The organism is Ruegeria sp. N10 (assembly GCF_056531545.1).
In genome coordinates, this window is record NZ_JBQFLY010000026.1 from 1 (window position 1) to 20654 (window position 20654).

General features: G+C 57.8%; 15 protein-coding genes, 2 tRNA genes and 1 pseudogene. 9 read left to right on the forward strand and 9 right to left on the reverse strand.

What is annotated here, in order from left to right; all coding sequences use genetic code 11:
- A pseudogene (gene glyA / locus ACR0JI_RS20255) lies at nt 1-320 on the forward strand (serine hydroxymethyltransferase); the annotation flags it as partial.
- A 113-nt stretch (nt 321-433) separates the two neighbouring features.
- Here the strand turns inward: glyA and ACR0JI_RS20260 are convergent.
- Nucleotides 434-808 carry a hypothetical protein gene (locus tag ACR0JI_RS20260; protein WP_209507997.1) on the reverse strand — a complete coding sequence of 125 codons (375 nt, stop codon included), beginning with the start codon at nt 806-808 and terminating at the stop codon, nt 434-436.
- Between the two features lie 91 nt (nt 809-899).
- Here ACR0JI_RS20260 and ACR0JI_RS20265 point away from each other — a divergent pair, with 91 nt between their 5' ends.
- Nucleotides 900-1658 (forward strand): alpha/beta fold hydrolase, encoded by a 759-nt coding sequence (locus tag ACR0JI_RS20265; protein ID WP_480473558.1) that lies wholly within the window; start codon nt 900-902, stop codon nt 1656-1658.
- Here the strand turns inward: ACR0JI_RS20265 and ACR0JI_RS20270 are convergent, their stop codons facing one another.
- The 5 genes from ACR0JI_RS20270 to ACR0JI_RS20290 all read right to left on the reverse strand — a co-directional run bounded on the left by ACR0JI_RS20270 (nt 1659) and on the right by ACR0JI_RS20290 (nt 10123).
- Nucleotides 1659-1844, reverse strand: a complete 186-nt coding sequence (locus ACR0JI_RS20270; protein WP_267368020.1) for a hypothetical protein — start codon at nt 1842-1844, stop codon at nt 1659-1661.
- Between the two features lie 272 nt (nt 1845-2116).
- On the reverse strand, nt 2117-3469 hold the full coding sequence (locus ACR0JI_RS20275; RefSeq protein ID WP_480473560.1) for an HlyD family type I secretion periplasmic adaptor subunit: 1353 nt from the start codon (nt 3467-3469) through the stop codon (nt 2117-2119).
- A gap of 2 nt (nt 3470-3471) precedes the next feature.
- The gene (locus ACR0JI_RS20280) at nt 3472-5694 is read right to left on the reverse strand and encodes a type I secretion system permease/ATPase (RefSeq protein ID WP_480496299.1); all 2223 of its coding nucleotides are present in this window, start codon (nt 5692-5694) and stop codon (nt 3472-3474) included.
- A 39-nt stretch (nt 5695-5733) separates the two neighbouring features.
- Nucleotides 5734-7674, reverse strand: coding sequence for a type I secretion protein (locus tag ACR0JI_RS20285; RefSeq protein WP_480496301.1), 1941 nt, complete (start codon nt 7672-7674; stop codon nt 5734-5736).
- Between the two features lie 130 nt (nt 7675-7804).
- Nucleotides 7805-10123, reverse strand: a complete 2319-nt coding sequence (locus tag ACR0JI_RS20290; protein ID WP_480496303.1) for a hypothetical protein — start codon at nt 10121-10123, stop codon at nt 7805-7807.
- A 593-nt stretch (nt 10124-10716) separates the two neighbouring features.
- On the opposite strand from ACR0JI_RS20290, the gene ACR0JI_RS20295 reads away from it, so the two are divergent.
- On the forward strand, nt 10717-11469 hold the full coding sequence (locus ACR0JI_RS20295; RefSeq protein WP_480496305.1) for a helix-turn-helix transcriptional regulator: 753 nt from the start codon (nt 10717-10719) through the stop codon (nt 11467-11469).
- A complete protein-coding gene (locus ACR0JI_RS20300) occupies nt 11462-11959 on the forward strand; it encodes a hypothetical protein (protein ID WP_480473566.1) in 498 nt (165 codons plus the stop codon). The genes ACR0JI_RS20295 and ACR0JI_RS20300 overlap by 8 nt, the downstream gene beginning before the upstream one ends.
- Before the next feature lie 106 nt (nt 11960-12065).
- Here ACR0JI_RS20300 and ACR0JI_RS20305 read toward each other — a convergent pair.
- Nucleotides 12066-12151: transfer RNA gene (locus ACR0JI_RS20305), tRNA-Leu, on the reverse strand.
- 560 nt (nt 12152-12711) lie between these two features.
- Nucleotides 12712-12787: transfer RNA gene (locus tag ACR0JI_RS20310), tRNA-Thr, on the reverse strand.
- Nucleotides 12788-12968: 181 nt separating this feature from the next.
- Here ACR0JI_RS20310 and ACR0JI_RS20315 point away from each other — a divergent pair.
- Nucleotides 12969-13838: a hypothetical protein gene (locus tag ACR0JI_RS20315; protein WP_480496307.1), complete on the forward strand. Its 870-nt coding sequence runs from the start codon at nt 12969-12971 to the stop codon at nt 13836-13838.
- A gap of 22 nt (nt 13839-13860) precedes the next feature.
- Here ACR0JI_RS20315 and ACR0JI_RS20320 read toward each other — a convergent pair whose 3' ends face one another.
- Nucleotides 13861-14757, reverse strand: a complete 897-nt coding sequence (locus tag ACR0JI_RS20320; RefSeq protein WP_480496309.1) for a LysR family transcriptional regulator — start codon at nt 14755-14757, stop codon at nt 13861-13863.
- Between the two features lie 101 nt (nt 14758-14858).
- Between ACR0JI_RS20320 and ACR0JI_RS20325 the strand changes: the two genes are divergently transcribed.
- Genes ACR0JI_RS20325 through ACR0JI_RS20340 form a run of 4 tightly spaced genes read left to right on the forward strand, consistent with a single transcriptional unit; the run spans nt 14859 to nt 20465 of the window.
- The gene (locus tag ACR0JI_RS20325) at nt 14859-16031 is read left to right on the forward strand and encodes a pyridoxal phosphate-dependent aminotransferase (RefSeq protein ID WP_480496311.1); all 1173 of its coding nucleotides are present in this window, start codon (nt 14859-14861) and stop codon (nt 16029-16031) included.
- Complete coding sequence (locus tag ACR0JI_RS20330; protein WP_480496312.1) at nt 16028-17230, forward strand: acyl-CoA dehydrogenase; 1203 nt, start codon at nt 16028-16030, stop codon at nt 17228-17230. The genes ACR0JI_RS20325 and ACR0JI_RS20330 overlap by 4 nt, the downstream gene beginning before the upstream one ends.
- An 11-nt stretch (nt 17231-17241) precedes the next feature.
- Nucleotides 17242-19431, forward strand: coding sequence for a dehydrogenase E1 component subunit alpha/beta (locus ACR0JI_RS20335; protein WP_480496314.1), 2190 nt, complete (start codon nt 17242-17244; stop codon nt 19429-19431).
- The gene (locus tag ACR0JI_RS20340) at nt 19428-20465 is read left to right on the forward strand and encodes an ACP S-malonyltransferase (protein WP_480496316.1); all 1038 of its coding nucleotides are present in this window, start codon (nt 19428-19430) and stop codon (nt 20463-20465) included. Before ACR0JI_RS20335 ends, ACR0JI_RS20340 begins: the two co-directional genes overlap by 4 nt.
- Nucleotides 20466-20654 lie beyond the last annotated feature (189 nt).

Genomic DNA, 20654 nt, shown 5'->3' on the forward strand with positions numbered 1-20654 from the left:
TGGTCGACCTGCGCCCCAAGGGCGTCAAGGGCAACGCCACCGAAAAGGCCCTGGGCCGGGCGCATATCACCTGCAACAAGAACGGCGTGCCGTTTGACCCGGAAAAGCCGACCATCACGTCGGGCATCCGCCTTGGCAGCCCCGCCGGCACCACCCGCGGCTTTGGCGAGGCCGAGTTCCGCCAGATCGCCGACTGGATCATCGAAGTGGTCGACGGCCTGGCCGCCAACGGCGAAGACGGCAACGCCGAAGTCGAAGCCCGCGTCCGCGCCCAGGTCGCAGACCTCTGCAACCGCTTCCCTATCTACCCGAACCTGTAAGCGTTTAAAAAGAAAAGAAAACGGCGCTCTTGAGGCGCCGTTTTTTGTTGTTTGAGCAGCCGCTTTGACAAAAGGAGATCAGGCTAAGCGTCGGCTTGGCAGCCTTCTGAAAGTCAGATCAAATCGCGCCACCACAGAAAAACAAGCAGTAGCGCTGTCAGAGCCAACAGATTGAAAGCCAGCCCCCCCAGCAAACCAAGGAACCAGCCCCACCTGCGATCCGCAAGATTGATGCTTCCCAGATGATCCTGCACCACGTCCGACGCCCTGACGAGCTTGGGAGTATCCAGAATCAACCGCATCTTCGGGTGCGACGCCATCGCCTCGGATCGGGCAAGCACCATGGCCTGCCGGTACACCCGGCGCGGCAGACGTCGTTTTGCCTTGCGAATGGATGCCTCTAGCGTCTTGTCGCGCACGCCAAGCTTTGCACGCAGCAAGGCCACCGTCTCGGCGATCCGGGTCTGAATGTCTGGGTCCTGAGGCATGGGCTCTCTCCTGCCGCCGCAATCTAGCCTGCACCACAAAGACCTACAATGGGGCTGGTGATCCGCTGTAGGCGCTTGTATCACGCAAGCTATGCTGAACACGATTGTACATGGCGAACCGACCGCCCGCCCACCGCTGGTAATAGCACACGGCCTTTACGGATCTGCTCGGAATTGGGGCGTCATTGCCAAAAGGCTTTCAGACGAACGGCAGGTTGTGGCGGTGGACATGCGCAACCATGCTTACAGCATGTGGGACCCGAGCCATGATTATCCCCATCTGGCACAGGATATCGCCGAAGTCATAGAACAGATCGGCGGCGTGGCGGATGTTCTTGGACATTCCATGGGCGGAAAGGCTGCCATGACCCTGGCCCTGCGGCACAATGGGTTGGTGAACAAGCTGGTGGTCGCCGACATCGCGCCGGTTCAATACGCGCACAGCCAAATCCGGTTCATCGAGGCCATGCGGGCTGTTGATTTTTCGCGCATCACCCGCCGGTCGGATGCGGAAATGCAATTGGCCGATCAAGGTGTTGAGAAAGCGTTGCAAAGCTTTTTCACCCAATCGCTGGATATCAAGGGAAAACGGTGGCTGCTTAATCTGGATGTTCTTGCAGCCGAGATGCCAAAGATCATGGGCTTCCCCAAGTTGGACGCCACATGGAATGGCCCCGCCCTGTTCCTGTCGGGCGCGGCATCGGATTATGTCCTGCCGGAACACCGCCCTGAAATCCGCTCGCTGTTTTCCGGCGCGCGTTTCGCCAAAATACCCGGAGCCGGGCATTGGCTGCACGCCGAAAAACCACGTGAATTCGAAGCAGCGGTTCGGACGTTCCTGAACGCCTGATCAGGTGCCCCGGTACAAGCGCCGGGCCACCATCCACGATGCCGGAGCAGCGATCACCGCCCCGGCAACTGCTGCGCCGACAATTGCGCTGACGGAAACCAATCCCGCAGACAGCACAGCGATTACGGCAGAACCTGAAATGGCAGTGGCGATCAGTGAATACAGCATGGCGGCAAGGCGAAACATGGTCGGGTGTTCCTTATGATGACTTCCGGCCAAACATGTCTCGATTCGAATGTGTTTTGCATTGATTTGCATCAGATGCGGAAATCTGGCGCTTCATGAACCTGTGATTTCGCAACCACCGTTGAGCCGATCCGCCAACCCGCCAAGGATGTGGAGCGTGTGAAAACCCAAGTCTTGCACCGTCAAAGGTACACACCCTCACTTTCACGCTTTTCCCAAAAGGATCAGAACGCGACTCGAGGTAGATGAACCAGCGGCCTTAGGCACCTAGGTTATTGCTCGCGAAACGCACGCGACATGCTGTCCGACACAGGTTTGGCGATATAAGCCGCAAAAGTTCGTTCCTCGGTTTGGATCATAATTTCCGCAGGCATGCCGGGGGTCGGAACAAAGCCGCTGACCCGGTGCAGCTCGTCTGGGGTAAGTGAGATACGCGCCAGATATACCTCTTTTGGAACGCCTGCCGCCTCTTCAAGCAGCGCGTCGGCAGAGACATAAAAGACTTCTCCGTACAAAACCGGCGTTGTGCGCTGATTGAGCGCGATCAGGCGGACAGAGGCGGTCTGCCCGGTTACCACACTATCAATCTCGGTGCGTGGGATTTGCGCCTCAATAATCAAGGGCGCATCGGCGGGCAGGATTTCGGCAATGGGTTCGCCCGTTTCGATTACGCCACCTGGCGTATGATAATGCAGGCGAACCACTGTCCCGGTCACAGGGGCCCGCACCACGGCCCGGTCCAGAACATTGCGGGCCTGACGGGATTTTTCGCGCACGCTTTCCAGATCGGCCTCGACCACGCCCAGTTCATCCAATGCTGCCTCGCGATAGGCGGATCGGGTGCGTGTAATCTGTTCCTGGTACTTTAAAAGCATCTGATTGATTTCAGCGGCCTCCGCCCGCAACCGGGCCTGCTGTCCCTCGGCTTCGGCCTGCACACGCCGGATCGTGTTCAATTCGCCCTTTCGAACCAGCCCTTTCTGGAAAAGCTGGTTCTTGGACTCGTATTCCTCCTGCAAAATTTCGGCACGTGTGGCCATGCTGTCCAATTGGGCCTCAAAGCCACTTGCCCGGATCTTCAACGCTTCCATGTTGCGTTCCAATAGCGCTACATCATTCAGCAAGGTCTTGCGCGACACATCAAAGCTGAGCATTTGACCGTCGAGAATGGCCATGACTTCCACGTCTTTGGAGGCCTCGACCAGATCTGGTGTAAAGACCAGACGATCCCGTTCCCCATATTCCGCCAGCAACCGCTCGGTCATCGCCTGCAAGCGCAGTTTGCGGATGAACAGCTCTCGCTCATTGGCCTGGGCCGAGGTCTGATCCAGCGTCATCAGCACCTGACCTGCCTGAACCGATTGCCCCTCAACAACCTTGATGTCTTCGATGATCCCGCCCTCAAGGTGCTGGACGATCTTGTTGCGTCCAGTGGCGACAAAACTGCCCTGCGCAATGACCGCCGCCGCCAGCGGGGCGCTGAAAGACCATACGCCGAAACCGCCGAAACAGACGACCAGCATAATAGTACCGATGACAATAAAACGGTTGATCGAGCGCGGAACTTCCGCATACCAGACGTCTGGTTCACCGGCAGAGTGCCTTACTGGTACGAGGTCATTCATGGTCAGCCCCCCTGTTGCCCTTCAATTCCAGTCCGTTTGCGCGGCCCGTTGATCTGCTGAAGAACCTGCTCACGCTGCCCAAACAATGCGACGCGCCCATCGGTCAGCAACATGATCTTGTCGACCACGTTCAGCAGCGTCGGTTTCTGCGTAATGACAACCACGGTGATCTTGCTTTCACGCGCCTGTTCAATGGCGCGCCCCAAGGCTTTGTCCCCGGCGACGTCAAGGTTCGAGTTCGGCTCGTCCAATACCACCATTCGCGGGTTCCCAAAAAAAGCCCGCGCCAGCGCAATGCGTTGTTTCTGTCCTCCCGATAAAGGCGATCCATCAGCGGCCACCACGGTCTCATACCCCTGCGGCAGGGTCGCGATCATGTTGTGTACATCAGCCAGTACAGCGGCGTCGTGGATCTGTTCGTCCGTGGCATCGGCTCGCATCCGGCCGATATTGTCCTTGATGGTTCCGGGGAACAACTGCACATCCTGTGGCAGATAACCAATGCTTTCGCCAAACTGGCGCGGGTCCCAGTTGCGGATATCCATCAGGTCCAGCCGCACACTTCCCGACGTTGGCAGAACGGACCCGACAAGGGTCTTGCCTAAGGTGGTTTTGCCCGCACCGGAATTGCCGATAATCGCCAGTGTTTCACCGGGGATGAGTGAGAAGGTAATCCCATTCAGAACCACACGTTTGGTTCCGCCGGGGACATAAAGCAACCGCTCTACATCCAACCGGCCTTCGGGGCGCGGCAGGCGCAACTTCTCGTGTTGCAGAGCCGAGGTTGACAGCAGCGCCTTGATCCGCCCATAGGCCGCGCGCGTCAGAAGGTAACTGTTCCACCCTTCAATCGAACCTTCGATGGGCGCAAAGGCGCGCCCGGCAATGATCGAGGCCGCAATCACCATGCCGCCGGTAATCTCTCCCTGCAGTGCCAGAAATGCGCCCCATCCGAGAATGCCAATCTGTGTCAGCAGGCGAACTGCGCGTGAAATCGCCGCGAAGATCACGTTTCGATCCTGCGCGCGTACCTGCCAGGTTAGGGATTGGGCGGTGTCCCGCCCCCAGATCCGCACTGCTTCGGGGATCATGGCCAAGGCGTTGATAATCTGGCTGTTGCGCGACATGGAATCCAGATGCAGGTTTGCCATGGATTGCGCCCTGTTTGCCTCGGCAAAGGGTTTGGCTGTCATTTTCTGGTTGACCAGCGCAATCGTCATCAGGATCAGCGCCGTCACCACGACGATCATGCCCAGTTGCGGGTGCACGAGAAAGATCATCAGAATGAACAGGGGCGCGAATGGCACGTCCAGAAACGAAATCAAAGTTCCCGAGACCAGAAAACCGCGCAGCTGCTGCAAATCGCCGAGCGTCTGATATTCGCGCCCGTTTCCATGCAACGATGCGTGCGCAGCAGCACTAAGCACCGGTGCACCCAAACGAACGGCAACCTCGACGCCGGTTCGCATCAGCGTAAACCGCCGCACCGCATCAAAAGCAGACTGAAAAATCACGGCCCCGGCGACGATCGCCGTCAACATGATCAGCGTATCCAAGGATCGGCTGGTCAGAACCCTGTCACTGATCTGAAACAGGTAGATCGGGATCGACAGGATCAGAATATTGGTGGCGCAGGTCAGCACCAGAACAAATGCCAGGTTACGCCGGATCGCCCGGATCGAATCCCGCAATGTGCGCTGGAAATCCTCGGGCGGGGTGCGCTTGTGAAAGGTTTGGGGTGGCCCGTTCCCGTCACCGCCGCCGGCTTTTGTACGCAACAGTGGCTGGTTTGCCTTGGCCTCGATCGTTGCGCCCATGTGATCCGCGCCGGACGCGCGCGCAGAGGGGGTCTTGCGCGCTGTCGTTTCGTCTGCGGTTGCATGATCCGGGCCGTCAGCATCAGCCACCCCGTCACCACCGCCCGCAATGTCCTTGTCTTGCACGGGCTGCGGCGCCGCGCACCGATGGGGAGGTTCAGCGCGCGGTAGTTCACATGAGTGTTTCTGGTCTTTGGCCTGTTTCAACGCATCGTTTTCAACCGGCCGGTTTTGATCTGGTTCAGGCACTCGGAACTCCTGCGTCAGATGCAGTCGGGTTTTGGCACCTGTTGCCCGTTTTGCAGGATCTGCCCCTGGTTCGGGATCCTGACGCTTCAGACCCAACCCGCCTTGCCTGTCCAGCGGGCTGGATAAAGGATGGCGGTGCGACGAAAAAACAAACGACATGTAGAAACCTTTTGGTCACTCGGTAAAAATCTTGGGGGATCAGGCCAGCATGGTTTGCAGGCCGTCGTCAGGTGTAGTTGAATCAACAGCTGGGGTATTCAGTGCCAGGGCCGCATCCGGTTGCGCGACGGTCATGTCACCCATGATGGCGGCAATTGCCTCATTGGTCATCGCGGTAATCTCGTCGTTGTCCGGCATGTCGATCAGGCTGGCCTGATGCAGCAACAAATCAGAGTACGACCCGTCAGCTGCCATGACTGTCGAGTCCACACCCATCTTGGTCAGATGGGCAGTGTTCAGCATGGCATTGCTGCCCGCGACAACTTCGGCCCCGGCAGCATTCGGGCCCGACAGGTCAATGTCATCCTGATCCAGCATCATCGTGACCTGGTTGACGATGTTCACCTGCATAAGATCGCCGTCGATCTTGAGGACGCGCAACTGTTCCATCCCGGCGAACATCGGATCATTCAGAAGCGCGTCTTCCAACGCCTCCATGTCCATTTCCTGTATGGCCAGCGCGTCCGCCATATTCTGTTGCATATCCTGGTGAATGTCCTTGCCGATCGTTTTGACCGACGCGTCGTTCATGAGCAGGTTTTCATCACCGTCCATTATCGACGCGGGCACTCCACCGCTGATGACATCGTCATCCATAAGGGCCATGGACTGAATCAGCACATCGACTGAAATCATGTTTCCGCCGATCATGATGAGATCGTAATAGCTGCCCAACTGCACAATGTCGGCGACATTGTACATTTCGTTGTCGCCCAGCACGTAAAGCGTGGATGTGGCTGAAATTTCGGTCTGGATGTGATCGATATCGGTGGCATCAATACTCTGGCTGATGAAATTCGCGACCACCAGATCGCCGTGAACCCAGTCCACAACAACATATGCGGGCTGGCCGCCTGCTCCGTCGGCATCGTCCAGCCAGGCGGCCTCTTTGCCTTCGACTTCGATCACCGAAGACTGAACCAGGTTGGTACCGCTTCCGGCATTCATGGCACCCACGTCCCAGTCGGAAACAAGCGCGACCTGACTGATGACCGTCAGATTGATGGCCTGTCCGCCTACAACAATGTACGGAGCATCCACCCAACCAATTGTCGCAGACACTGCATTGATCGCCAGATTGCCGCCGGTCACCACCAGATGCCCGTCGTCAAAATCGGGATCCTTGGACTGATCCCATTCGGCAGGCCACGGCGTTTCCGCTTCATCGCCAGTCGCCTCATCCGGCTGATGGAAAGCGGGCAGCAGGTCGGTCCATTCAGGTGCTTCGGCCATGTGCTCGCCATTGACGATCACACCCAAGGCATCATCGCCATGGAACTGATACACGGTGACGCCATCCACATCCCCGTTCATCGGGTTCAACATCTGTTCGGCCAGTGCCTCGACCATCTCGAATGACTGGTAATCCGCGAGTGAAAATGACGGGCTTGCTACGGCATGAAGTGACAACGCCATGTCCAGCATCTGCTCACCTTTCGCGATCAGCGCATCCGTGTCGCGAAATTCACCCTCGCCCACCGTATCGTTGTCACGCAGGAAAACCTTTTGCATGGTGTAACTTACCGCCGACCCCAACGGCACGTTTTCCGGCTGCAGAATGACAAGTGTAGGAACGGATGACGGTCCAATCGTGTCGTCCGGGACAAAACGCTCGGAAACCGGCCCATCTCCCCCAAGGATAATCACCGATTCATGTACAGGCCCCTTCGGCGCGTCTGGTAGCGGCAGGTTAGGTTGAGGTGGGGCAAAATTGTATGGGAGGAGTTTGTATTCGCCCACCGGGATATCAAGATCGGCCCTGATGTGGATCGCAGCAGGATCGTCCAGCCCGTCAATTTCTGCTTTTCGCCTCAGGGCGGTGAATTCGTCATACTGGTCCCGCAGCCGGGCCTGTTCGATCGTAAGTTCAAATGTTCCAACAAAATGCGCTATCGTTTCCGTAATTGCGTCAAGGGCCATGTCGGTCATCCTTTTTCACCCGCACCGGCCAGAATTTCCGCTTTGGGTTCAGTTGGGCCGGGGCCACTGCACGCGGCCCCGGCATTTTCGAAAATAGCGAGGCCCGATAATGCGGGCCTCGCCTTATGACTTATGCGTCGTTGTCGTCGCTTGCGTAGGACGAGGTCATCGAGCCACCGACCATGGTCGTATCGACCGAGTTGCCAAGCACGTTGGCCCCCATGACGATCGACTGGTTAAAGGCCGAGGTGTCGACAACAGCCGCTGCCGAGGCATAGGACTCACCGCTCACGATGCCATCGCCACCGTTGTTCGAGCCCCAGCTGCCACCGTTGCCACCTGCGCCACCGTCACCTGAATAGGCACCGGCCGCGCTGCCGCCCGTGATGGTTCCACCCATGGTGTCACCGGACATGGCTGTGCCGGTCGAGTATCCGCTGGCTCCGCCATTTGCGGCGGACGCGCCGCCGGCACCACCGGCACCCGAGCTGGCCGCACCGGTCGCATCGCCCGACCCAGTCGATGTGGCATCGTTATCGGACATGCCCGAACCACCGTATCCGGCGATTGCTTCAGCCAGGCTGTCGGCGGCTCCGTTTGTATCGGCATCACCGAATACATCCGCCGCTCCGCCATCACCGGCGGTATTGGCTGCATCGGCAGATCCGGCACCGTTGCCCGAAGACGTGGATGTGGGCGTCGTTGTGCCGCCTGCTCCGCCGTCACCGTCTGCTGCAGACGTACCAGAACCCGCTGCGTCCGCTGTGCCGTTGGCCGAATTGGATCCGCCATTACCACCGCTGCCATCCGTGTTCTGCGAATTGCTGGACGCACCGTTCACGTCACCTGGGCTTTGGTTGATGTCAGGCCCGCTTGCGGACTGGTCGCCAACACCCTGCGCATCTGAATCCGCGTCAGCGGTTCCACCGGAACCATCGCCGCCCGAACCGTCACCGCCTGAGCCATCGCCACCAGAGCCATCGCCGCCCGAACCGTCGCCACCGGTTCCGTCACCGCCAGTTCCGTCACCACCTTCGCCCGCTTCGGCATCAATCATGCCAAGCTCTTCCTGCAGGGCCATGATTGCAGCTTCGACCATCGCAGCAAATCCGCCTTCGCCGTCACCGCCGGTTCCGTCACCGCCCGTGCCGTCGCCACCGGATCCTTCACCACCGGTTCCTTCGCCGCCCGTGCCTTCACCGCCGGTACCAGGTCCGCCAGTGCCGTCGGCCGAGCTGTCCGCGCCACTGTCAGCGCTGCCCTCTGCAGCGTTGCTGCCCGCGGTCGCATCATTGGCTTCGGTAGTGCTGTCACTGGAATTCGACGACGAACCGTCCGTCGAAGCGCTGCCGTCACCGCCGTCTGATCCTTCGGCGTCTACGTCATTGCCGGCCAGACCAAAGCCTGTGCCGCTCGAGTCGGAATCGCTGTCGCCGCCATCGGCGCTACCCGAGGCATTCGAGCCAGACAGACCAAGGCCCAGTCCCAGACCAAACGAATCTGCGCTTCCGCCGTTACCACCGGTTCCGTCACCGTCAACGCTTGAGCTGCCGTCGTTGTCAGCAGAAGACGAACTGTCAGCGTCGCCGCCGTCGCCGCCAGTGCTGTCACCGTCAGCCCCTGCGCCGGACAGGCCGACACCAATGCTGGCGTTATTTGCGTCACCGGTATCACCGCCTGCGCCGCCACTCGAATCCGCGTCGGCGCTGCCGGTATCGCCACCGGCACCAAACGCATGGCTGCCCAGCGTGGTCGAGTCTGCCGAACCACCATAGCTGGTACCACCGTCGCCCGAATCTCCACCGCTGGACTTGACGCCGATACCTTCTTCAGCGTTGGCGGTACCGCCATAGGCGCTACCATTCTGATAGAAACCGGAATTGTTCGAAACTGACGCCGATTCCAGCGTGTCGTCATCGCTCAGGCTGGCCACCTGACTGTTGACGGCCGCCATCGCGGTTCCCGCACCATCCATTGAGATATCGACATTCATGTCATCGCCAGGATCATAGTTCAGATCACGGCCTGCAGTGATTACGTCGCCAACCGACGCGTTATCTCCGAAGTCCAGATCAACCTGATCGTCATCACGCGGAATCCACTCTCCGCCACCAAAGTCGATATTGATCGCATTGCTGTTCGAATTGTCGTTGGTGTTATCTCCGGCATTGAGCGTCTGGTCCTGATCCTGACCTTGATCCTGATCCTGGCCCTGATCCTGACCTTGGTCCTGGCCTTGTTCCTGACCCTGATCCTGGCCTTGATTTTGGTCTTGGCCCTGATCGTTGGAGTTTTCGACATTCTGGTCCTGCTGCTGCTGTTGTGCAGTCAGATCAGCTTCAACAAACGCCTCATCAATCGGGATTTCAACATTTACCGGAGCTTCCAGGTTTTCGACATTAATTTCGTCGACGGTTGTTACGTTTGTATTATTCACATTACGTCTCATGACAAATTCCTATTTCTGGAACGCCAGACCGCCATTCATCTAAAAAGCGGCATCAGGCGAGATTGAAACAAAAATACCCGCGCAGCACTTGAACGCGCTGAAAGCGGTCGTGGAAGTTTCTAAATGGCCACCTCCTTTCCCGGCTAAGCCGAAAGCGCGACGGTTCATGAAGGTTGCTTAAATACGCAATGACCGGCGCGACAGGGACAGGCGCTTCGACAATTGAAGCCCAGCCATGTTCGCAGCGACGCACGCCCACGCCTAGCTAGTCGAAAGTTTTGAGGTAGTTACATCATTGTTTTTATTACTTTCTTTTAGAAAGCGCCTAAATTTGCGTACGCCTGCCCCGCATGACCTACCCATAAAAAGTCGCAACAAAATAATTCAATTGTTTCCGCTGGTTGCACAAAAATCCAAGCAGGAACCTAACCGAAAGTTCTATGGTACAGGCTATGGAAGCACTCCTCCCGGTTGTGGAAAACCATGCTTTCGAGTATAATAAAATTTAATTACCTATTTGATTAGTTAACTATTTCAGACCACCAGAATTCAAATAAGCAATTTTTGGTTGACCCCGTTTGCGAGGGAATGTGATGAGTGCGTCATTGATGGATGAAACTGCCAATCAGGATCTTTATTCAGAAGATTTTTCGGTTGTCTTTATTGGAAAAGAATTATTCTACTCCAATCAGACCCTAAGAAGCGTTCAAACTGAATTCGGAGTTCGCGCCCGACGGTTTGAAACCCTCGAAGCCATGAGCAGCCAAGCGCCCGGTTGCAGCAAGATCGTTGTTGTTGATCAGATGATGCTTGAAGACCTGCTGGCGCGCCCAATGGCCTATACCAAAAGTACCGGATCCGGCTGTCTTGCCTTTGCCTATCGCAAAGAAGAATCAGCCCGGCATATGTTTGAATCCTGGGATCGCGCGCAGTTCGGCGAAGTTGGATTTCTGCCGATGAATGTGGCGCCCGATGCTTGGCGTGCCATCCTCAGGCTGCTGATGCATGAAGAATTGTACCTGCCCAGTTTCCTTGCCGATTGCGTCGCCTTTCCAGGCCAGCACACTCGGGACATCCCGGACCGATCAGTGACAAGTGCCACAAATGCTGGCGACCAGCAGTCGCGGTACCTGAAGCTGACGCGTCGCGAAAAGCAGGTCCTGCAACTTGTCTCGCAGGGCAAAAGCAACAAGTTGATTGCGACCAAGCTGGGAATTACGGAACATACGGTCAAGCTGCATATGCACAACGTGGTTGGTAAGATCGGTGTCAGCAACCGCACCGCTGCCGCACATTTCTACTACGAGGTTGCGCCGCACGAGGCGCAGCAATCCGCCCTTGACTGACACGTTCGAAGCCCGGTTCGATCGCCTGATCCTTTTGGTTGGCAGGCTGAACTATATGTGGACCAACACCGAAAGCCTGCTGATCCACCTGATCGCGGGCCTTTCCGGAACGTCGAAAGACGTGGCCGTCATTATTTTCCTGACCTTGAACACAACCCGCGCGCGTATTGATCTGGTCGAACGGCTTGCCAAGATGGAGGGAAGACCCGCGCAGGTTCGTGACCCGATCCTCGAACGCACGCAACGGCTCAGCAAGCTTTCAGGCATTCGAAACAAGTATAACCACTGCATCTATTCATTCGATCAGGAAAGCGGAAACCCGAAAACAATTCTGATGCGGATTTCTGACCGTAAGACCGATATCAGACTGGGGCGCTCGGATACGGTAGATGATGATGCGCTTCGCGAAATCGAGACAGTCGTCAATCAGTTGTCAGCCGCGAACAAGGACATCTGGAGGCTGATCCGGGAATTGGGGTATCCGGTATAGTCCTGGTCATGAATATGACGCCATGACGACGTAGGCTGCGCTTCACAGCATGTGCGGTCCCGAAGACACGCAACCCGGGCAGCGGAATGTTCCTTTCGAAAGTGCCTGGTGCGGGCGGTGGGACTCGAACCCACACGGGCATACGCCCTTCAGATTTTAAGTCTGATATGTCTACCATTCCATCACGCCCGCATGGCGCGGCCCTTTCGGACAGTGCAACGTCCTTACAAGCACAACGAGATGATAACAATGTGCTTTGACCTGCCAGATCAGGAAAATTAGCGGGCAGCCCCGAAGGAAGTCACCAGCGCGCAACGGCACCCCGATCACATCCTCAGGCTTTGGCGTGGTCCGACACATCCCCAGGCCCGATGCATCGGATCGACTGACGGTGTCCCTCCCGGGGAACGTGTTTTCAATACCGATCCTTTTCCCGTTCTATCGGGGAACAAAAATTTGTCGCTGCGCAAGCGTACATAGCTCCCGACATTACCATATTGTGTGAATCTGATTACCCAAAACCTGAGTCTCTCATTTCTGTACCAGAGCCACTTTCATGTCCCAACCCTGTTTCGGATTTGTTTTTTGTTACTGTCCAGCGAGTTAGACCTGAGTTCCCCTATTTCCCGATTGAGATGCCCTATACATGGCTACTCCGGGGAACAACGGTAAAGGACGGTTCCGCCCAACTCGGACGGAGGCACGTAAAGCCTCAGTGTCAGGTCGGGACGTTATAAATTTCAATGAATTGGTGGTGCCCCCACACGGACTCGAACCGCGGACCTACTGATTACAAATCAGTTGCTCTACCAGCTGAGCTATAGGGGCACTGGCAGTCGATTACTTCGTCCGACAGAGGACTGCAACCCTCATTTTTAACTCGCACTTGGGGATTGCCCGTTTTCCTGAGAAAGTGCAGAAACCGCACGGTTGGTTCGTTGCAGATTTTCATGCGACGCAAAGACATAGAATGGGATGGACACAGCCCCTGAGGGTAAAAGGACTAAAGATGCAGGTAGTAATCCATGCCGGGGCCGCCTTTGCCGATGAAGGGCAAGTGCTGTCCTCGCTTTCGGCAAACAAGCAGGCCTTGGTGGATTGCCGTGCTGCGATCTTGGGGCCACGCGGCGGGCGTCAGTTTGTCAAGGTTCTATCTGATGCTCTTGCTCAGGATTTGACTGATTCAAAAACGCAGGACGGGCTGCACGCCCTTCTTCCAGATGATCCAAATGTTGATCGTGTCATCCTCTCGAACGACAAGTTCTTTGGCCCAACACGCTCTGCCCTGCAACATGGACAGATTTACCCTTTTGCCGGGCAGCGGACAGCCTATGTGCAGACCTTGCTGGACGATGCTCAGGTCGAATTATTTGTCGGTCTGGTGAACCCCGGTTTTTTCATACCCAAGGTCCTTATGTCGATCCATGAAGATCACCGGCAGGAGATTCTGACCAGCACCGATCTGAGCTGCCTGAGCTGGTTGAGCATGATCGAAGATCTGCGCGATCTTGCGCCTCAGGTGCAGCTCACTTTGTGGAAGAATGAACACTTGCCACTGATTCTGGGGGATATCATGCGCGCAATGGCGGGCCTGCCCGGTGACGCTCCTCTGGTGGATGAGTATGCGTTGCTGTCGTCGCTTCTGACTGAAACCGGTCAACGGCATGTTCTGGACATCGTGCGGGGCAGCGACGGCCTCGACAAAGATACTCAACGCGAAGACCTTGCGCGGATATTGGAAGACCACGCCCGGCCCGATGAGGTCGAAGAGGAACTTGATCTGCCCGGCTGGAACGCCGACATCGTTGACGCATTTACAGAGCTTTACGAGCAGGATCTGGCAATCATCCAGACCATGCCGGGCATCCGGATACTGTAACCTTTCTTTCGCGGCTGCACCCTTACTGATGCCTTTTCGTTTGCCGGATGATCCAGTCCGCAAATGCTTGTACGGCCTCGTTCCTCTGTCCGGTTGGTGTGGCAATGAAATATGCGCTGCCCGAGGTATTCGCCAGTTGCCCGGTCTGGACCAGCGCGCCCGACGCCAACTCGGCCTCGATCAGGTAGGACGGCAAAATCGCAGCCCCAAGCCCGGCAACTGCGCCTTCGATCAGCATCGAGAACTGATCAAAGCGCATTCCTGGAAAAACCGTTCTGGCCTCAAGTCTATGGCTGGCATGATATTCGGACCACAGCCCGGGCCGCGAGGTCAGATGCAACAGCGGCAGATCGAACACATGCTGTTCCTCGAAAGTCCGTTGGTCGCCCAACAACACAGGCGCAGCCGCTACAACAAGTTTTTCCGGGAACAGCTTGCGTAGCCGCGCACCGGGCCAGTCTTCGTGCCCAAAGTGAATGGCAAGGTCCATGCGCCGCTCTTCCAGGCTGAACGGCGTCGTGTAGGAATGCAGATCCAGTTCGATCCCCGGATGCAGGTGCTTGAAATCCGGCAGTCTGGGCACCAGCCACCGTGTCGCAAAGGTGGGCAGGACCGCCAAGGTCAGCAACGACGCACCGTCACCGGCCGCGATCGCACGATTGATCGTACCGTTCAGCCGCTCAAGGTCGCCTGCAAGTTCTTCAAACAAAGCGCGACCCGCCTTCGACAAGCGAACCGCACGTCCGACCCGGCGAAACAGCGTCACCCCCAGCGCAACCTCAAGTTCACGAACCTGACGGCTAACCGCGCCCTGCGTCACACCAAGCTCTTCTGCCGCCATGGTATAGCTTTCGTGGCGTGCAGCAGCCTCGAAACTGCGCATGAGGGCAAAAGACGGCAGGGAATTGATTCTGGGCATATCACTCATGAGTTTTAGTCACTGAAACGATACAAAGCAGCGTATTTTTATCAAGTTACTTTGCAGATAGAACCTCAGTCATCTCCAGAGGAAGATTAACAGTGTTCCATCGCGCAAACCGACTAAACGGTATCGAATTGTCCGAAATCGTGCAGATTTCCGAGGCCGCCGCACGCTTGCGTTCGGAAGGGCGCGATGTTCTGGCATTGTCGACCGGTGAGCCTGACCTGCCCACCCCGCCCCATGTGGTCGAAGCAGCCCACGCGGCAGCGCTGGACGGCAAGACGAAGTACCCGCCGACGGCCGGGGTGCCCGATTTGCGCACCGAAGTTGCCCGGCAGGCCAAAGCCGAAGTTGCTCAGGTCATTGTGTCGACCGGTGCCAAACAGGTGATTGCCAATGCCATGCTGGCCAGCCTGAACCCCGGCGACGAGGTCATCATGCCCGCGCCCTACTGGACCAGCTATTCTGACATAGTGCGGATGGCGGGTGGAACGCCCGTCATTCTGCCTTGCCAGATGGATCAGGGATTCAAGCTTCTGCCGGAACAGTTAGAGGCCGCCATTACACCGCGCGCACGCTGGCTGATGCTCAACACGCCGTCGAACCCGTCGGGGGCAATCTACACGCAGGATGAAATTGCCGCCCTCGCATCTGTTCTGTCCCGGCATCCGCAGGTCTGGGTTCTTGCGGATGAGATTTATCGCCATCTCAGCTTTACTCCGTTTGTATCAGTGGCCGAGGCGGCCCCTGACCTTGCCGACCGTCTGTTGATCGTCGACGGTGTCTCCAAAGCATGGTCCATGACCGGATGGCGTATAGGCTGGGGGATCGGGCCGGTCGAGCTGATCAAGGCGATGGTGGCCGTTCAGGGGCAGGTTACCTCGGGTGCCTGTTCGATTGCACAATGGGCCTCGCTTGCGGCGCTGACCGGCAGCGCGGGCCTGTTGGAAGAACGCCGCGCCGTATTTGCCGAACGCCGTGATCTGGTGGTTGCAGGGTTGAACGCGGTTCCGGGTTTGCGCTGCGCGGCACCCGACGGGGCGTTTTACGCCTTCCCTTCCTGCGCCGGACTGCTTGAGGATCAGGGTGGGCCTTTCAAAAATGACGCTGACTTCTGCACCTGGTTGTTGGAAGATGCTGGTGTCGCTCTGGTTCCCGGTCGCGCATTCGGGTTGCCCGGACATTTTCGCCTGAGCTTTGCTTATGCCCAAGATACAATTGCAGCGGGGCTTGCACGTCTCAAAGCCGCTGTAGAAAGGAAACTCTCATGAAACCACAATCCCGCCCCCAGCTTGGCCCTTTCACTTGGGATGACCCTTTTCTGCTGGAAGACCAGTTGGCCGAGGACGAACGCATGGTGCGCGATGCGGCCAACGCCTACGCGCAGGACAAACTGCTGCCCCGTGTAACTCAGGCTTTTGCCAATGAAGAAACAGACCCCGAGATTTTTCGCGAGATGGGGCAAATGGGCCTTCTGGGCACGACCATCCCCGAAGAATTCGGCGGCATCGGTGCCAGTTATGTCACTTACGGTCTGGTCGCACGCGAAGTGGAACGGGTTGACAGCGGTTATCGCTCGATGATGTCGGTGCAGTCCAGCCTCGTCATGTACCCGATCCATGCCTACGGAACGGATGAACAGCGCCGGAAATATCTTCCGAAACTGGCCAGCGGTGAGTCTATTGGCTGCTTTGGCCTGACCGAGCCCGATGCGGGCTCGGACCCCGGCGGCATGAAAACCGTCGCGAAAAAGACCGAAGGGGGCTATGTCCTCAACGGCTCAAAGATGTGGATTTCGAACGCGCCCATTGCTGACGTGTTTGTTGTCTGGGCCAAATCAGACGCGCATGACGGCAAGATCAAAGGTTTCGTTCTTGAAAAAGGCACACCCGGTCTTTCAGCCCCGAAGATCGAAGGCAAACTGTCGCTGCGTGCCTCGATCACGGGTGAGATCGTGATGAACAATGTCGAGGTCGGGGAAGATGCTCTGTTGCCGGGTGTCGAAGGTCTGAAAGGGCCGTTTGGCTGCCTAAACCGTGCACGATACGGTATCGCCTGGGGATCTATGGGCGCAGCCGAGGCCTGCTGGCACGCCGCACGGCAATATGGTCTGGACCGAAAACAATTCGGTCGCCCTTTGGCGCAAACGCAGCTGTTCCAGCTGAAGCTTGCGAACATGCAGACCGAAATCGCCTTGGGCCTTCAGGCCGCTCTGCGCGTGGGTCGCCTGATGGACGAAGCCCGCGCAGCGCCAGAAATGATTAGTCTGATCAAGCGCAACAATTGCGGCAAGGCACTAGAGGTCGCACGCCACGCACGTGACATGCACGGTGGCAATGGCATCAGCCAGGATTTCCACGTGATCCGCCACATGGTGAATCTTGAAACCGTGAACACATATGAAGGCACTCATGATGTTCACGCCCTGATCCTGGGTCGCGCGCAAACGGGCCTGCAAGCCTTCGCCTGAGGACGACAAAGATGGATCGCGCAACCATTGTGCATGACAATTTCCTGCGCCGGGTTGCGGCACGGGATTTCCCCGCTGGCGCGACGCCGTCTGGCCCACTGACAGCGTCCGTAGCAGTCGGGCTATATCGCGCGCAATGTCTCAGCCGTGCATTGGACCGCCAAAGCCGGGCAATGCAGAAAGCGGGTCAGGGATTCTATACCATTGGCTCCTCTGGTCACGAAGGGATGGCCGCCGTGGCGGCAGCCCTGCGCCCGACAGACCCTGCTTTTCTGCACTACCGCGACGCCGCGTTTCAGATCGCCCGGTCCGATCAGGTGCCGGGGCAGAGCCCGACATGGGATATTCTGTTGTCCTTCGCTTCATCCTCTGATGATCCGATCAGCGGTGGGCGGCACAAGGTGTTGGGGTCAAAAGCGCTTTGCATCCCGCCGCAGACCTCGACCATTGCCAGCCACCTGCCCAAAGCAGTCGGCGCGGCTTATGCAATCGGGGCAGCCCGCCGTCACAAACCAGAACATGCAGAAATGCCGGACGACGCCATCGTCTATTGTTCCTTTGGTGATGCCTCGGCCAATCATTCCACCGCGCAAGGCGCATTCAACACTGCACAGTGGACATCTTACCAGTCGGTTCCCCTGCCGCTGCTGTTTTGCTGCGAGGACAACGGGATCGGAATTTCGACCAAGACACCACAAGGCTGGATTGCCGCGACATTCTCTCATCGACCGGGACTGAGGTATTTCTCGTGCGACGGGCTCGATGTTTTCGAAACCTACCGTGTCGCTCAAGAAGCCGCCGCCTATGTCCGCAGCCGTAAGAAACCCGCATTTCTGCACATCCGCACGGTGCGCCTGTATGGCCACGCCGGAGCAGATATGCCCACCACGTATATGCCGAAATCCGAGGTCGAAGCTGAAGAGTCGAACGACCCCCTGCTGCACTCCGTCCGTCTGCTTGAACAATCGGGTTCGATGCAACCGGATGACGCGTTGAAGGTATACACCGACACCTGCGACCGCGTAGCGCGCGTCGCCGACAAGGCGATCACCCGCCCTCGCCTGAAAACCGCAGGTGACGTGATGGCCAGCCTGATCCCGCCCGCACGCCCCTGTGCCCCGACCAATGGCCCGTCAGCTGAACATCGGGCTGAGGTATTCGGCGGCGACCTCAAAGCACATGCTGAACCCCAGATCATGTCGCGCCTGATCAACTGGGCCCTGAGCGACCTGATGCTTGAACACGGCGAGATCGTGATGATGGGCGAAGATGTCGGGCGCAAAGGCGGTGTCTATGGCGTGACGCAAAAGCTTCAGGCCCGTTTCGGACCCGACCGGATGATCGACACGCTGCTAGACGAACAGTCGATTCTGGGCCTCGCCATCGGGATGGCCCAAAACGGGTTTACGCCCATGCCGGAAATCCAGTTCCTGGCCTATCTTCACAACGCCGAAGACCAGTTGCGCAGTGAAGCGGCCACCCTGCCCTTCTTCTCGAACGGTCAGTACACCAACCCGATGGTCGTTCGCATCGCCGGGCTGGGGTATCAAAAGGGCTTTGGCGGGCATTTCCACAATGACAACTCGGTCGCGGTTTTGCGCGATATTCCGGGGCTGATCCTGGCCTGCCCATCGAACGGCGCCGACGCTGCACGAATGCTGCGTGAATGCGTGCGGCTGGCCCGGGAAGAACAGCGGTTGGTCGTGTTTCTGGAACCCATCGCGCTCTACCCGATGCGGGACCTGCACGAAGCCGGGGACGCAGGCTGGATGCACACTTACCCCGACCCATCCGAAAGGATCGGTTTCGGCGAGGTCGGCGTGGATGGAGATGGCGACGATCTGGCCATCGTTACCTTTGGCAATGGCGTCTACCTCAGCCATCAGGCGCGCAAATCGCTGGAGGCCGACGGGACAAAAACCCGGATAATTGACATGCGCTGGTTGTCGCCGCTTCCCAAAGACGCGCTGACCCGGGCCGTAAGCGGCGCCAAGCGGATATTGATCGTCGATGAAACCCGGCATCACGGCGGCGTGGCCGAAGCCCTGATGGCCCATTTCCACGAAACCACTGATGTGCCGATGGCTCGTATTACCGCCGAAGACAGCTTTATCGCCACCGGCCCGGCCTATGCCGCGACCATGCCATCGAAAGACAGCATCGAGGCCGCAGCAAGATCCCTTATGGAGACGGGCAAATGAGGTCTGCGAAACAAACCGCTGTTGTCATCTGTCCGGGGCGCGGAACCTATAACAAACCCGAATTGGGTGTTCTGGGTCGGCATTTTACCGACAAGGCCCTGCTGGCACATTTCGATGGCATGCGGCGCGCACAGGGTCAGGAAACCCTAAGCGAACTGGACGGCGCAACACGGTATTCCGTGGCAAAGCACACGCGCGGAGACAATGCCTCGGCCTTGATCTATGCCGCCACGCTGGGCGATTTTCGTGCCATCGATCCGGAGAAAATCGACGTGGTGGCTGTGACCGGAAACTCGATGGGCTGGTATTCAGCCCTGGCCTGCGGGGGCGCCTTGACTGCCGAGGCAGGGTTCGAGGTGGTCAACACCATGGGAACACTCATGCAGCAGAGCCTGATTGGCGGCCAGTTGATCTATCCTTTCATGGATGCCGACTGGCAGCCGAACCCGGCACGCAAGGCCGAACTGCTGGCTTTGGTCGCTGAGATCGACGGCACCGGCGCGACCCTCACGCTGTCAATTGATCTGGGCGGGATGCTGGTTATGGCCGGGGATGAAGCTGGGTTGTCCGCCTTTGAAAACAAGGTGCCTGTGGTGCAGGAACGATTTCCGATGCGGCTGGCCAATCACGCAGGGTTTCATTCACATCTGCAACGCCCAGTTGCCGAAGCCGGTCGCGCCCGCCTTGCCGCAGATCTGTTCCGGCAACCCAATTTGCCCATGATAGATGGCCGTGGTCAGATCTGGTGGCCCGGAGCCTGTGATCTGGACGCGCTTTGGGACTACACCTTGGGTCATCAGGTGACCGAAACCTATGATTTCACAAAGGCCGTATCACAGGCCGCGAAAGAGTTCGCACCCGACATGTTCATCGTCACCGGACCGGGAACCACACTGGGCGGAGCCGTCGCGCAATGTTTGATCCTGAGCAATTGGGACAAGATGCAGGACAAAGCAAGCTTTCAGACCAGCCAACGCGAAGAACCTTCGCTGATCTCAATGGGGATCGAGGATCAACGCGCACGTGTGACCTGACCTTGCACACCTTGGCGGTTCGCCCGGCGCAAATCGATCTATCGCGGGCACTCCGCTCCACTCTTCCCACCGAACCTTCTGTTCAGAACCTGCCCAAAAAAGCGCCTACTTATCAAATCCACGCTTCCGAAACGGGAACAGATGACTGAGCGCCCAACCCCGCGCGGCGACCCGTTATCCAATGCTTCA